The sequence below is a fragment of the Bacillus haynesii genome (assembly GCF_001969855.1).
In the GTDB taxonomy this organism is placed as follows: domain Bacteria; phylum Bacillota; class Bacilli; order Bacillales; family Bacillaceae; genus Bacillus; species Bacillus haynesii.
In genome coordinates this window covers 129,445-143,885 of record NZ_MRBL01000005.1, presented here as the reverse complement: position 1 = coordinate 143,885, position 14,441 = coordinate 129,445, and the positions used below count along the sequence as shown (strand labels likewise).

Here is a 14,441-nt window from a genome sequence, read left to right as displayed (position 1 = left end):
CATAAGGAGGATCACCATGTTCCTCAAACGTTTAGACGTGATAGGATTTAAATCGTTTGCAGAACGAATTTCTGTAGATTTTGTAAAAGGCGTGACAGCCGTCGTCGGCCCGAACGGCAGCGGAAAAAGCAACATCACCGACGCGATCCGCTGGGTGCTCGGTGAACAGTCAGCCAAATCGCTCAGGGGCGGCAAAATGGAAGATATCATTTTTGCCGGCAGCGACTCGCGGAAAAAGCTGAACCTTGCCGAAGTGACGCTGACGCTTGACAATGACGACCGCTTTTTGCCGATCGATTTTCACGAAGTCAGTGTGACGAGAAGAGTTTACAGATCGGGGGAAAGCGAATTTCTCATCAACAACCAGCCGTGCCGCCTGAAAGACATCATCGATCTTTTTATGGATTCAGGGCTTGGAAAAGAAGCATTTTCCATCATCAGCCAAGGCAAAGTCGAAGAGATTTTAAGCAGCAAGGCTGAAGAGCGGAGAAGCATTTTTGAAGAAGCGGCCGGCGTCTTAAAATACAAAACGAGAAAGAAAAAAGCCGAAAACAAGCTGTTTGAAACCCAGGACAATCTGAACCGGGTCGAAGACATTCTCCACGAGCTCGAAGGACAGGTGGAGCCGCTGAAAGTGCAGGCATCGATCGCCAAAGACTACCTTGAAAAAAAGGCTGAGCTTGAAAAAATCGAAATCGCGTTAACGGCGCATGATATCGAAGAGCTTCACGGAAAATGGGAAGCCCTTCAGCAAAAAGTCGAAAAGGCGAAAGACGAAGAAATGTCCTCTTCTGCGGCCATCCAGGCCAAAGAAGCCAAAATCGAAGAGGCAAGAGACAAAATTCAAGCGCTCGATGAATCGGTCGATGAGCTTCAGCAAGTGCTGCTTTTGACAAGCGAGGAACTGGAGAAGCTTGAAGGCCGGAAAGAAGTGCTGAAGGAACGCAAAAAAAACGCGACGCAAAACAGAGCCCAGCTTGAAGAAGCGATCGTCCAGCGCAGTGAAAAAGAGCGTAGCCTGAAAGAGAAAATCGCCGCGCAGAAGCTTGTGTTTGAAAAGCTCGAGGCCGAAGCAAAAGAGCTTGCCCGCCAGGTGAAAGAAAAAAATCAGGCTCTCTCCGGATACAGCGAAAATGTAGAAGAAGAAATCGAACAGCTGAAAAGCGATTACTTCGAGCTCTTGAACGAACAGGCATCCGTCCGAAACGAGCTTCAATTTCTTGAAGACCAAATGTCCCAATCTGCGGCACAGCAAAAACGGCTCGCCCAAAACAATGAAAAATATTTAAGCGAGCGGAAGGAAATTGCCGACCGAAAGATGAAAACCGAACAAGAATTCAGCCTTGTGGACGAGCGTCTTCACAGCCAGATTCAAGCATTCAGGGACGCACAAAAAAGCTATGAACAGAAAAAAAGCCAGTACGAGAAAAAGGAATCCGCCCTTTACCAGGCTTATCAATACGTTCAGCAGGCGCGCTCTAAAAAGGAAATGCTTGAAGCGATGCAGGAGGACTTCTCAGGGTTTTATCAAGGCGTCAAAGAAGTATTAAAGGCCAAGAGCGAGCTTCCGGGAATTCGCGGCGCAATTGCAGAGCTGTTAAAGACGGACGAGCGGTATGAAACAGCGATCGAAATCGCGCTCGGCGCAACAGCCCAGCATGTTGTCACAGAAGATGAAGACGCCGCCAGACGGGCGATTCAATATTTGAAAAAGCATTCGTTCGGAAGGGCGACCTTTCTCCCGCTTTCCGTCATCAAAGAGCGCCGCATCCAGTCGAGAGACATCGAGACGGCGAAAGAAAACCCGTCGTTCATCGGCATCGCCAGCGAGCTTGTTTCATTTGATCCGGCCTACCGGACCGTCGTGCAAAACCTGCTCGGCACCGTGCTGATCACCGAACATTTAAAAGGAGCCAACGACCTTGCCAAGCGGCTCGGCCACAGATACCGGATCGTCACCCTTGAAGGGGATGTCGTCAATCCGGGCGGTTCAATGACGGGAGGAGCTGTTAAGAAAAAAAGCAGCTCACTTCTGGGGCGCAACAGGGAACTGGAAGCCCAGACAAAACGCCTCGCCGAGATGGAAGAGAAAACCGAATTGCTCGAAAAAGAAGTGAAAGCCCTGAAGCAGACGATTCAGGAGCTTGATGCCAAACTTCAGTCACTCCGCGAGGATGGGGAACGCTTAAGAACCGAGCAGCAGGAAATCAAAGGGCGTCTGTACGAACTCGAAATCGCCGAGAAAAACGTCAACAGCCATTTGGAGCTCTACGACCAGGAAAAATCGGCACTGCTCGAAGAGAACGAAGACAAGAAGCGGCGTAAAAAAGAGCTTGAAGAAAAGCTCACATCGATCGCCGGCGAGCTGAAGCGCCTTGATTCCGAAATCGAAGCCATGACGGAGCGGAAACAGACGCAGAGCTCGACGAAAGAAGCGCTGCAAAGCGAGCTGACCGATTTGAAAGTCGTGCTGGCGAAAACCGAACAGTCGTGTGCAAACGAACGGGAAAAGCTCGCAAGGCTTGAAGAAGAGGATGCCGAGAATGCGGAAGCGCTCAAGGTCGCCGAAGAGGATCTTTCTTTCTTGACGACAGAGATGTCCTCCAATTCTTCCGGTGAGGAAAAACTTGAAGAAGCTGCGAAAAAGAAGCTGAACGACAAAAATAAAACCGCAGAGCTTATCGCATCAAGAAGAGAGCAGCGGATGAAACTGCAAAAAGGCCTTGAAACCGAAGAACTGGAACTGAAAGAAATGAAGCGCCAGTATAAGCAGATGGCCGGTCTCTTAAAAGACGAGGAAGTCAAGCTCGGCCGCATGGAAGTCGAGCTCGACAACCTGCTCTCTTTCCTGAGAGAAGAGTACGGTCTTTCATTTGAAGGGGCAAGGGAAAAATATCCTTTGGAGCTTTCCCCTGAAGAAGCGAGGAAGCGCGTCAAGCTGATCAAGCTTGCGATCGAAGAACTGGGAACGGTGAACCTGGGCAGCATAGAGGAATTCGAAAGGGTCAATGAACGCTACCTCTTCCTCTCGGAGCAGAAAGACGACCTGCTCGAAGCAAAAAATACGCTCTTTAAGGTTATCGAGGAAATGGATGAGGAAATGACGAAGCGTTTTGCGGAAACATTTGCGCAGATCAGTTCCCATTTCGAAGACGTCTTCCGGGCGCTGTTCGGCGGAGGAAGAGCCGAGCTCAAGCTGACAGATCCGAATGACCTGCTTCAATCGGGCGTCGATATTATCGCTCAGCCTCCGGGCAAAAAACTGCAGAACCTGAGCCTACTTTCCGGCGGGGAACGGGCCTTGACGGCGATCGCGCTCCTGTTTTCGATCCTCAAAGTCAGACCGGTTCCGTTTTGCGTGCTGGATGAAGTCGAGGCGGCGCTTGACGAAGCGAACGTGTTCCGCTTTGCCCAATACTTGAAAAAATACAGCCATGAAACCCAGTTTATCGTCATCACCCACCGGAAAGGAACCATGGAAGAAGCCGATGTCCTTTACGGCGTGACGATGCAGGAATCAGGCGTTTCCAAGCTGGTCTCAGTCAAGCTTGAAGAAACAAAAGAATTAGTTCAATAAAGCGAGGTTACAGGACATGAGCTTTTTTAAAAAACTGAAAGAAAAAATCACACAGCAGACCGATTCGGTCTCAGGCAAATTTAAAGAGGGCCTGGCGAAAACGAGAAATACGTTTCAGGAGCGGGTCAATGAGCTTGTCTCCCGCTACCGGAAAGTGGACGAGGATTTTTTTGAAGAGCTTGAAGAGGTTCTGATCAGCGCTGATGTCGGCGTTGCAACGGTGATGGAGCTGATTGACGAACTGAAGAGCGAGGTCAAACGAAGAAATATTCAGGACCCGAAAGAGGTTCAGTCCGTCATTTCTGAAAAGCTCGTCGAAATCTATGAAGGCGGGGAGCAGGAAGCATCAGAGCTCCGCGTCGAAGACGGCCGCTTAAACATCATTTTATTCGTCGGCGTCAACGGCGTCGGCAAAACGACGACGATCGGCAAGCTCGCCCATCAATTCATCAAAGAAGGCAAAAATGTCGTCCTTGCTGCCGGAGATACATTCAGGGCCGGAGCGATCGACCAGCTTGAAGTGTGGGGAGAGCGCGTCGGCGCGCATGTCGTCAAACAGGCGGAAGGCTCAGATCCTGCGGCCGTTATCTATGACGCCGTTCAAGCCGCGAAAGCGCGCGGCGCCGATGTTCTGCTTTGCGACACGGCGGGCCGCCTGCAAAATAAAGTGAACTTAATGAAAGAACTCGAAAAGGTAAAGCGCGTGATTCAGCGCGAAGTGCCTGATGCACCTCATGAAGTGCTGCTCGTACTGGATGCGACGACAGGGCAGAATGCGATGACACAGGCGCGTGAATTTTCCAAAGCGACTGATGTCTCAGGCATCGTGCTGACGAAGCTCGACGGAACGGCAAAAGGCGGCATCGTCCTCGCCATCCGCCACGAGCTGCAGATTCCGGTCAAGTTTGTCGGACTGGGAGAAAAAATGGATGACCTGCAGCCGTTTGAAGCAGAATCATATGTATACGGCCTGTTTTCCGATCTGATCGAGAAAGAAGAGTAGGGCGCGGAAAACCCCTTCGCCGGGGTTTTCTTTTTCTCCGTCATGTATGACAAGATAAAAACTTGACAGATCAAATATTTCAGCGTAAACTAGTGTATCGTAAAGGGATTTGACTTAACAAAGGGGAGAGTCTCATGACGCTTGAAAAAACAACGAGAATGAATTACTTATTCGATTTCTATCAGTCGTTGTTGACATCAAAACAAAAAAGCTACATGTCGCTTTACTACTTAGACGATTTCTCCCTTGGCGAAATAGCTGAAGAATATCATGTCTCAAGGCAGGCGGTCTATGACAATATCAAACGGACGGAAGCCATGCTTGAGCAATATGAAGAAAAGCTACTTTTGTTTAAAAAATTTCAAGAGCGCAAAAAGATTTTTGAAGAGCTGAGAAAGCTGACTGACGGTCAGCCCGAGGCGGAGTCCCTGATCGATGCGCTTGAGAAATTAGATTAGGAGGCGGCACTTAATATGGCATTCGAAGGATTAGCCGACCGACTGCAACAAACGATCTCAAAAATCCGCGGAAAAGGAAAAGTAACGGAGCAAGACGTCAAAGACATGATGCGCGAAGTCCGTTTAGCGCTCCTTGAAGCGGACGTCAATTTTAAAGTCGTGAAAGATTTTGTGAAAAAGGTAAGCGAACGAGCTGTCGGACAAGACGTTATGAAAAGCCTGACGCCCGGACAACAGGTCATTAAAGTGGTAAAAGAAGAGCTGACGGAGCTGATGGGCGGCGAGGAAAGCAAGATTGCCACTGCAAAGCGTCCGCCGACCGTCATCATGATGGTCGGTCTGCAAGGGGCCGGTAAAACGACGTCGACCGGAAAGCTTGCCAACCTGCTTCGCAAAAAACATAACCGCAGTCCGCTGCTCGTGGCAGCAGACATTTATCGGCCGGCGGCGATCAAACAGCTGGAAACGCTCGGCAAGCAGCTCGATATGCCGGTATTTTCACTGGGTGACAAGGTCAGTCCGGTGGAGATTACCAAGCAGGCCATCGAAAAGGCGAAAGAAGATCATCACGACTACGTTCTCATCGATACGGCGGGACGCCTTCACATTGATGAAGAACTGATGGATGAGCTTGAGCAGGTAAAAGAAACAGCTCAGCCGGAAGAGATTTTCCTTGTCGTTGACTCCATGACGGGTCAAGACGCGGTCAATGTTGCCAAAAGCTTCAACGAACAGCTCGGTGTGACGGGTGTCATTCTGACGAAGCTTGACGGTGATACACGAGGCGGGGCGGCTTTGTCAATCCGCGCCGTGACAAACACGCCGATCAAATTCGCCGGAATGGGCGAAAAGCTTGATGCGCTGGAGCCGTTTCATCCCGAACGGATGGCTTCGCGGATTCTCGGAATGGGCGATGTGCTCACCCTTATCGAGAAAGCCCAGGCCAACGTAGACGAAGAAAAGGCGAAAGAACTCGAGCAAAAAATGAAAAACATGAGCTTTACGCTCGACGACTTTTTGGAACAGCTCGGACAGGTCCGCAATATGGGGCCGCTTGAAGACCTGATTCAAATGATGCCCGGCGCAGGCAAAATGAAAGGCTTAAAAAACGTGAAGGTTGATGAAAAACAGCTCATCCATATCGAAGCCATCATCAAGTCGATGACCGGGAAGGAAAAAGAGCAGCCTGAGATCATCAATGCAAGCAGGCGCAAGCGGATTGCAAAAGGAAGCGGGACATCCGTCCAGGAAGTCAACCGTCTTTTAAAGCAATTTGAAGAAATGAAAAAAATGATGAAACAGATGACAAACATGACAAAAGGCAAGAAAAAAGGGTTTAAACTGCCCTTCATGTAAACCTGTTTTCAGATGATAAAAACGTTGTTAAGAAAAAACACTTTACAAACACTTTTATCATTGTTAATATACTATCTTGTTGAAATATTTTCGGAGGTGCTAGTAAAATGGCAGTAAAAATTCGTTTAAAACGTATGGGAGCTAAAAAATCTCCTTTCTATCGTATTGTTGTAGCAGATTCTCGTTCACCGCGTGACGGCCGTTTCATCGAAACAGTCGGAACTTACAACCCGGTTGCAAAACCAGCGGAAGTCAAAATCGACGAAGAGCTTGCGCTTAAATGGCTTCAAACGGGAGCTAAACCGTCTGACACGGTTCGCAACCTGTTCTCTAAAGAAGGCATTATGGAAAAATTCCACAACGCTAAACAAAGCAAATAATGAGTGATCTGCACTTGGAAGAGCTGATTGTATCACTGGTCAAACCGCTTGTGGATCACCCGGATGATGTTCAGGTTTTCAAAGAGGAAAATCCAGAGCGGACGATGTTCCGCCTGTCTGTCAACAGAGAGGATACCGGCAAGATCATCGGCAAAAAAGGGCGCACTGCAAGAGCGATACGCTCTGTCGTATTTGCGGCAGGCGCACAGTCTTCTAAGAGAGTTCAACTTGAGATCGCAGACTAAGGGGAGAGGGTGAAAACCTCCCCCTTTTTTAACATGAAAGAAAAATAGAAACAGATGAACGATTCCGATTGTCAGCTTATGCCAGGCTGCCGGATTTCAGGGAAAGGAAAAATCACGGGACAGTAGGTGATGATGCCATGCAAATTATCCAACGTGTTACCGTCATGCAGGTTTTGACTGAAAACAGCAAAAAAAAGCTGCTGGCTTCTTTTGAAGAAAGAAAGGAAATTCTTGAGCGCGAATGCAACCAGCTCTATTTCCAGCTCAGGAAACACGAAAAGGAACACCACAATCCGGCAGCGACTGAGTCATTTAAAAAAGAAATTGAAAAACGCCAGGACAAGATCAAAATGATCGTTTTTCAAATCAATCAAATCCACACACTGCCGCTTGGCAGCGAAGTAAAGGAAAAAGAAATCGACGCTTTAATGGACATTGAAGTCGGGGATAATTGGCATGATATGACGGCGGGGAAAACAATCGTGATTAAAGACGGGATCGTCATTGAAATTCGTCCGAGGTGAAGAAATGCTGAAACAATGGTTTAATGTAGGGAAAATTGTTAATACTCATGGGGTAAAAGGCGAAGTTCGCGTCATTTCAAGAACCGATTTTCCTGAGGAACGGTACAAGCCCGGAAACACGCTCTACTTGTTCCTGGAAGGAAAAGATGAGCCTGTCCAGGTGACCGTCAGCGCCCACAGGCTTCACAAACAGTTCCACCTTTTGCAGTTTAAAGAGGTTGAAACGCTCACCGAAGCCGAAAAATTAAAAAATGCCTTGATTAAAGTTCCCGAAGACCAATTAAGCCAGTTGGCGGAAGACGAATACTACTTTCACGAAATCATCGGCAGCGATGTTTTCTCGGAAGACGGGGATTTAATCGGCAAGGTCAAAGAGATTTTAACGCCGGGTGCCAACGATGTCTGGGTCGTGGCCAGACCGGGAAAGAAAGACGCGTTCATCCCTTATATTGACGCCGTTGTCAAAGAGATTAATGTGGCGGATAAAACGATCAAGATTCATATCATGGAAGGGTTACTTGACGAATGAAAATCGATTTTTTAACGCTTTTTCCGGAAATGTTTGAAGGCGTGCTCGGCTCGTCGATCGTGCAAAAAGCCCAGGACAAGGACGCTGTCCGTTTTCGCGTGGTGAACTTTCGGGCCTTTTCCGACAATAAGCACCAAACCGTTGACGATTATCCATACGGCGGCGGAGCCGGAATGGTGCTGAAACCGCAGCCCGTCTTTGACGCGGTCGAAAAGCTGACGGCTGAAGCCGAAGGGTCTCCGAGAATCATCCTCGTCTGCCCCCAGGGGGAACGCTATACCCAACAGAAGGCGGAAGAACTGGCGCAGGAAGAACATTTAATGTTCATTTGCGGGCATTATGAAGGGTATGATGAACGGATCAGGGAGCACCTGTCTACAGACGAGATTTCGATCGGAGATTTCGTTTTGACAGGGGGAGAGCTGCCGGCGATGATGATCGCAGACAGTGTTGTGCGGCTTTTGCCGGGCGTGCTCGGCAAGGAAGAATCGCACCTTGAAGACTCTTTCAGCACAGGACTTCTTGAACACCCCCATTACACGAGGCCGGCAGATTATAAAGGCCTGAAGGTGCCGGACGTTCTGACATCCGGGAACCATGCGAAAATCAAAGAATGGCGGCGGAAGGAGTCTCTCAGGCGCACTTTTTTAAGGCGTCCCGACCTTCTGGAAAACTATCCTTTATCTGAAGAAGAGCGAAAATGGATTTCTGAATGGAAAAACCGGTAGATTCTATTGCACCCGGGAAAAAGGTGTGGTATGATACTACTTGTGACTTGAACGGGAACGCTCGTTTAAGTTTGAAAACGATGTTCCGCTGTGCCGCTTAACTCGCGCAAGAGCATCTGTTGGAAGGAGTTGAAGACGATGCAAAAATTGATTGAAGATATCACAAAAGAACAATTGCGCACTGATTTGCCTGCGTTCCGTCCTGGTGATACTTTACGTGTACACGTTAAAGTTATCGAGGGTAACCGTGAGCGTATCCAGGTTTTTGAAGGTGTCGTGATTAAGCGTCGTGGTGGCGGAATCAGCGAAACTTTCACAGTTCGTAAGATTTCTTACGGTGTCGGAGTTGAGCGTACATTCCCATTGCACACACCGAAAATCGCGAAAATCGAAGTTGTCCGTCATGGTAAAGTACGCCGTGCGAAACTTTATTACCTGCGCGAACTTCGTGGAAAAGCGGCTCGTATTAAAGAAATCAGACGATAATGATAACGAACGAAAAGAGCTTGTTAACCATAACAAGCTCTTTTTTTGTCAAACAAGTATAAATGCACCGCACCATTAAAAGAATAGCAATAACAGAAAGTAGGTGTCAGACAAATGGTGATCCAATGGTTCCCCGGGCACATGGCCAAAGCGAGGCGGGAAGTAACGGAGAAACTCAAGCTGATCGACATTGTATACGAACTGGTCGACGCCAGAATTCCGATGTCTTCAAGAAACCCGATGATCGAAGAGATTTTAAAGAACAAGCCGAGAATCATGCTGCTCAACAAGGCGGATAAAGCGGACTCCTCCGTGACAAAGGCTTGGAAGCAGCACTTTGAAAAAGACGGAATTCCTTCCCTCGCCATCAACTCGGTCAACGGACAGGGGCTCAATCAAATTCTTCCCGCATCAAAAGAGCTGCTGAAAGAAAAGTTTGATAAAATGAAAGCAAAAGGTGTAAAGCCGCGCGCGATCAGAGCATTGATCGTCGGCATACCAAACGTCGGCAAATCGACCTTAATCAACCGGCTTGCGAAAAAAAACATCGCCAAAACGGGCGACAGACCCGGGATCACAACGGCGCAGCAGTGGGTGAAGGTCGGAAAAGAGCTCGAGCTTCTCGATACACCGGGGATTTTATGGCCGAAATTTGAGGACGAGCTTGTCGGGCTGAGGCTTGCGGCAACAGGCGCAATTAAAGATTCGATTATCAACTTGCAGGATGTCGCCGTCTACGGTTTGCGCTTTTTGGAAGAGAATTACCCTGAGCGCTTAAAAAAGCGCTATGACCTGGAGGAGATTCCTGAAGAGATTGCAGCGCTTTTTGATGAGATCGGAAAAAAACGCGGCTGTCTCATGGCCGGAGGCGAGATCAATTACGACAAGACGACAGAAGTCATCATCCGCGATATCCGCACCGAAAAGTTCGGTCCGCTTTCTTTTGAAAAGCCGGAGGATATGTAAAAAGGCGCGCTTTTAAAAGAGCGGGCCTTTATTTTTGCAGGAGATGCGCCGATAAGAACATTAGGGGAGAAGAGAAAGTGAAAACATTAACCGTCAAAGAAATTAAAGAACATCTTCAATCGGTGAGTGATGAAAAAGACCCTTTTATAGAGCAGTGCAAAAATGATGAGAGGAAAAGCGTCCAAGCGCTCGTCGACGCCTGGCTGAAGAAAAATGAAAGGCTTTCGGCCATGCGGGAAGAGTGGCAGGTGATGACGTCTTTTGAACGGTCGCTGAGAGCGCGGGGCTATCAATATATCGCCGGAATCGACGAGGCGGGCAGAGGGCCTCTCGCAGGACCGGTTGTTGCCGCCGCTGTCATCCTCAAAGAAGACTGTGAAATATTAGGGCTGACAGATTCGAAAAAACTGTCAAAGCAAAAAAGAGAAGACTATTATTCATACATAATGGAAGAAGCCGCAGCAGTCGGCGTCGGGATCGCGGACGCCCATGAGATCGATGAGCTGAATATTTATGAAGCCTCGAAAGCGGCGATGCTGAAAGCGGTCCAAGCGCTGGACGTCGCACCGGATTATCTTCTGATTGACGCCATGTCGCTTGCAGTCGATACAGAGCAGTCATCGATCATTAAAGGGGATGCCAAAAGCGCCTCGATAGCGGCAGGCGCATGCATCGCAAAAGTGACGAGGGACAGGCTGATGGATGAATACGCTGAAAAGTATCCTCTCTACGGGTTTGAAAAGCATAAAGGCTACGGAACAAAGGAGCATCTGAATGCCCTTGCCAAATACGGCCCGTCGCCGATACACCGAAGATCGTTCGCCCCTGTTAAAGCACATGAATAACGTTCCGGAGGAAGAATGACTTTGATGATGCTGAACGATGTACATAACAGCTTAAGAAAACAATTTGAACAAGCGGATTCTCTCCAGCGGATCAGCGGAACGGAGACGGATCAGAAAAGGCTGATGCTCGGCAAAGTGCTCCGCTTTATCAGCGAGCAGTTCGCCGAAATACAAATCGGCAATACGAAATGGCAGGGGAAGCTAGAGGCACCCCTGAAAGCGGGCGCTCATTACTGGTTTTCGTATGAAAAGAAGCCGGATGAAGCGACAGGCCGCCTTCAGGTCGTTGAAGCGTTTGATAAAAACCCGAAGACAGTGCAGGATGCCGCCTTTAAGCTGTTGAACGGGCTTTCTCTGAGGCGGACGAAGGAAGCTGTCTTTCTGGTCGGAGCGTTGCTGAAGGAGCAGCAGCCGATCAGGGAAAACGATTTAAGAGCGGCCATCAAGTGGCTTGAAAATCTGCCGAAGTCTGATGCCCAGAAAGGCGCCGATGCCGTCATGTTCGCTCTTAAACGCGAACTTCCCGTCCATCCCGGCGTGCTCGATTCGATTTTGGCCGTCAAAAACCCCGTTCCGCTCAACGAACAGATTGCCAAAACGTTCGAGATGATCACGAACGCCACTCAGCCATCCGCAGGCATGGAAAAGCTGAAACAGGCGCTTTTGCCTGTTTTACAAGCGGAGACCGAGGTGCATGCCGAAAGGTTGATTCAAAAGCTTGCGGAACACGTCAGACCGCTGGAAAAAGGAGAACTGCAGGCTGTTCAGTCATTAAAGCCGCAGGTTCAGTCAGAAGGCGGAAAACCTCTGCAAAAAGCAGACGCTGGCGGCGCTCTAGAACAAGAAGCAAAAGCAGTTCAGCAGAAACCGCAAATCGCAGAAATCGCGGCAGCTAAAGACCTGTTCGCTAAATTGGCGGCACAAGCCGAAACGAACGGGACGCAGATTGGAAGAGAAGCGGCGGGCGTCATCAGAGCGCTTGAATCGCGAGGATCTTCCGGACAAGCTCCGGCCATTCTGGAAGGATTCACGCCAAAAGAGACGGAACTATTGCAGCATATCATGAAAGAAACAGCACCTGCATTGACGAATAAAGCCGATGTATTATCCGTTCTCCTCAAGATCAAAGACGTTTTAGGCGTCAGAGATGAACTCTCATTGTTGAAAGCGATGGAAAACGGCGCCGTTCTCAAAGAGCAGGGCCTTCAATCTTTAAAGCTTGTGCTGAATGAAATGAGGCATGCTTCAGATCTTCCGGCTCCTGTAAAACAGGAAGCGGACCAGATCTTTCACCGTTTAAACGGACAGCTGTTTTTGCAGAATGATCAGCCTGCCCAAAGCCAGCTTTTTCTGTCGTACCCTCTGTTTTCAAAGAACGGCGTCCAGGATTTGACCGTTTTCTTAAAAGGGCAGAAAAAAGACGACGGAAAAATCGACCCTTCCCAGTGCCGCCTCATGTTTTACCTTCAGCTGGAGGCCTTGGAAGAGACGGTGATCGATTGTTTGATCCAGCAAAACGTCATGACGGTTACGATTGAAACTGGGTTCGATTTGGAGCCTTTGATTGAACCGCTGGTCCCGGCTTTAAAGGAAAACCTGAAAGAACTGGGCTACAGCTTGTCAGGCGTCACAGCAAAAAAACGGGAAAACATGAAGCTTGCTCCTTTTTTGGACGCCCGTTTTGAACAAATTACAGAGAGCGCAGTGGATGTGAAAATATGAAGGAAGAATCTGTTCCATTAAGAAGAGCTGTTGCGCTTCACTACGATGAAATGAAAGATAAGGCGCCGAAGGTGGTTGCCAAAGGATCGGGATACACGGCGGAGAAGATCATTGAAGAGGCGCAAAAAGCCGGTGTACCGATTCAGGAGGATGCGACGCTTGTCGAATTAATGCGCCACTTGGAACTTGACGACCACATTCCTGAAGCGCTTTACGAAATCGTTGCCGAGATCTTTTCATTCGTCTATACGCTTGATGAAAAAATGAAAAAGAGGGAATGACTTTTGAAAAAAAGCCGTTTCCTCTATTAATTTTATATTTTTAATAAAATAAAAGTGTGAATGTTTAGAAGGATTTTACGATTTCTCATCGAAACCTAGACAATCGATCTATGATTATATAAAATGAAAGCGCAGTCTATTTTTATTTTTGCTACATAAGTTAGGAGGATGGGAAATGAATATCCATGAGTACCAAGGGAAAGAAGTACTCAGAAAATACGGAGTGGCTGTTCCGGAAGGTAAAGTGGCATTTACAGCAGATGAAGCGGTCAAAGCAGCGGAAGCGCTGTCCAGCTCGGTTTATGTCGTGAAAGCTCAAATTCACGCCGGCGGACGCGGTAAAGCTGGCGGGGTTAAAATTGCAAAATCAAAAGAAGAAGTCAAAGCCTATGCGGAAGAATTGTTGGGGAAGACGCTTGTCACTCACCAGACGGGTCCCGACGGCCAACAAATAAAACGCTTACTTATTGAAGAAGGCTGCGATATCAAAAAAGAATACTATGTCGGTCTGGTTCTCGACAGGGCGACTTCACGCATCGTGCTGATGGCTTCTGAAGAAGGCGGCACGGAAATTGAAGAAGTCGCTGAAAAAACACCGGAAAAAATCGTCAAAGAAGTGATCGATCCGGCTGTCGGACTGCAGAGTTATCAGGCGAGAAAAATCGCCTTCACCATCAATATCCCGAAAGAGCTTGTCGGCCAAGCCGTTAAGTTTATGATGGGACTGTACAAGGCGTTTACTGAAAAAGACTGTTCCATTGCTGAAATCAATCCGCTCGTCGTCACAGGGGACGGAAAAGTCATGGCCCTTGACGCCAAGCTGAACTTTGACAGCAATGCGCTATACAGACAAAAAGACATCTTGGAGTACAGAGATCTCGATGAAGAAGATCCGAAGGAAATCGAAGCCTCCAAGTATGATTTAAGCTATATCTCGCTCGATGGAAACATCGGCTGCATGGTCAACGGAGCGGGGCTTGCGATGTCGACCATGGACATTATTAAGCACTACGGAGGGGAACCGGCCAACTTCCTTGACGTTGGAGGCGGCGCGACAGCTGAAAAGGTAACGGAAGCGTTCAAGATCATTTTGTCTGATCAAAATGTCAAAGGGATCTTTGTCAATATTTTCGGCGGCATCATGAAATGCGACGTCATTGCAGAAGGCGTTGTTGAAGCGACGAAACAGGTCGGTCTGACATTGCCGCTTGTCGTTCGCCTTGAAGGCACCAATGTCGACCTCGGCAAGAAGATCCTAGATGATTCAGGACTCAATATTACGTCTGCGGAATCAATGGCTGACGGCGCGCAGAAAATCGTATCCTTAGTGAAGTAAGAAAG

15 protein-coding genes are annotated in these 14,441 nt (G+C 48.4%); all 15 read left to right on the top strand.

Features of this window, described 5'->3' with window-relative positions; genetic code table 11:
* Nucleotides 1–16: 16 nt before the first annotated feature.
* Complete coding sequence (smc, locus tag BTA31_RS05345) at nt 17–3,577, top strand: chromosome segregation protein SMC (RefSeq protein WP_076789555.1); 3,561 nt, start codon at nt 17–19, stop codon at nt 3,575–3,577.
* A gap of 16 nt (nt 3,578–3,593) precedes the next feature.
* Nucleotides 3,594–4,580 (top strand): signal recognition particle-docking protein FtsY, encoded by a 987-nt coding sequence (gene ftsY, locus BTA31_RS05340; protein ID WP_043925937.1) that lies wholly within the window; start codon nt 3,594–3,596, stop codon nt 4,578–4,580.
* 134 nt (nt 4,581–4,714) lie between these two features.
* On the top strand, nt 4,715–5,038 hold the full coding sequence (locus BTA31_RS05335; protein WP_043925936.1) for a putative DNA-binding protein: 324 nt from the start codon (nt 4,715–4,717) through the stop codon (nt 5,036–5,038).
* Between the two features lie 15 nt (nt 5,039–5,053).
* Nucleotides 5,054–6,394, top strand: a complete 1,341-nt coding sequence (gene ffh, locus BTA31_RS05330; protein ID WP_076789551.1) for a signal recognition particle protein — start codon at nt 5,054–5,056, stop codon at nt 6,392–6,394.
* Between the two features lie 107 nt (nt 6,395–6,501).
* Nucleotides 6,502–6,774, top strand: coding sequence for a 30S ribosomal protein S16 (rpsP, locus tag BTA31_RS05325; protein WP_006638197.1), 273 nt, complete (start codon nt 6,502–6,504; stop codon nt 6,772–6,774).
* Nucleotides 6,774–7,019 (top strand): KH domain-containing protein, encoded by a 246-nt coding sequence (locus tag BTA31_RS05320; RefSeq protein WP_076789548.1) that lies wholly within the window; start codon nt 6,774–6,776, stop codon nt 7,017–7,019. Before rpsP ends, BTA31_RS05320 begins: the two co-directional genes overlap by 1 nt.
* A gap of 137 nt (nt 7,020–7,156) precedes the next feature.
* Complete coding sequence (locus tag BTA31_RS05315) at nt 7,157–7,543, top strand: YlqD family protein (RefSeq protein WP_003181722.1); 387 nt, start codon at nt 7,157–7,159, stop codon at nt 7,541–7,543.
* A 4-nt stretch (nt 7,544–7,547) separates the two neighbouring features.
* Nucleotides 7,548–8,072, top strand: coding sequence for a ribosome maturation factor RimM (gene rimM, locus BTA31_RS05310; RefSeq protein WP_043926040.1), 525 nt, complete (start codon nt 7,548–7,550; stop codon nt 8,070–8,072).
* The gene (gene trmD / locus BTA31_RS05305) at nt 8,069–8,800 is read left to right on the top strand and encodes a tRNA (guanosine(37)-N1)-methyltransferase TrmD (protein ID WP_043925933.1); all 732 of its coding nucleotides are present in this window, start codon (nt 8,069–8,071) and stop codon (nt 8,798–8,800) included. The genes rimM and trmD overlap by 4 nt, the downstream gene beginning before the upstream one ends.
* Before the next feature lie 138 nt (nt 8,801–8,938).
* A complete protein-coding gene (rplS, locus tag BTA31_RS05300) occupies nt 8,939–9,286 on the top strand; it encodes a 50S ribosomal protein L19 (protein WP_043925932.1) in 348 nt (115 codons plus the stop codon).
* Between the two features lie 114 nt (nt 9,287–9,400).
* On the top strand, nt 9,401–10,252 hold the full coding sequence (ylqF, locus tag BTA31_RS05295; RefSeq protein ID WP_020451374.1) for a ribosome biogenesis GTPase YlqF: 852 nt from the start codon (nt 9,401–9,403) through the stop codon (nt 10,250–10,252).
* Nucleotides 10,253–10,329: 77 nt separating this feature from the next.
* Nucleotides 10,330–11,097 carry a ribonuclease HII gene (locus BTA31_RS05290; protein WP_043925929.1) on the top strand — a complete coding sequence of 256 codons (768 nt, stop codon included), beginning with the start codon at nt 10,330–10,332 and terminating at the stop codon, nt 11,095–11,097.
* A 24-nt stretch (nt 11,098–11,121) separates the two neighbouring features.
* Nucleotides 11,122–12,819 carry a hypothetical protein gene (locus tag BTA31_RS05285; RefSeq protein WP_076789546.1) on the top strand — a complete coding sequence of 566 codons (1,698 nt, stop codon included), beginning with the start codon at nt 11,122–11,124 and terminating at the stop codon, nt 12,817–12,819.
* Entirely contained in the window at nt 12,816–13,100 is a 285-nt protein-coding gene (locus BTA31_RS05280) for a FlhB-like flagellar biosynthesis protein (protein ID WP_025811381.1), read from the top strand. Before BTA31_RS05285 ends, BTA31_RS05280 begins: the two co-directional genes overlap by 4 nt.
* A gap of 175 nt (nt 13,101–13,275) precedes the next feature.
* Complete coding sequence (gene sucC / locus BTA31_RS05275) at nt 13,276–14,436, top strand: ADP-forming succinate--CoA ligase subunit beta (protein ID WP_076789540.1); 1,161 nt, start codon at nt 13,276–13,278, stop codon at nt 14,434–14,436.
* Nucleotides 14,437–14,441 lie beyond the last annotated feature (5 nt).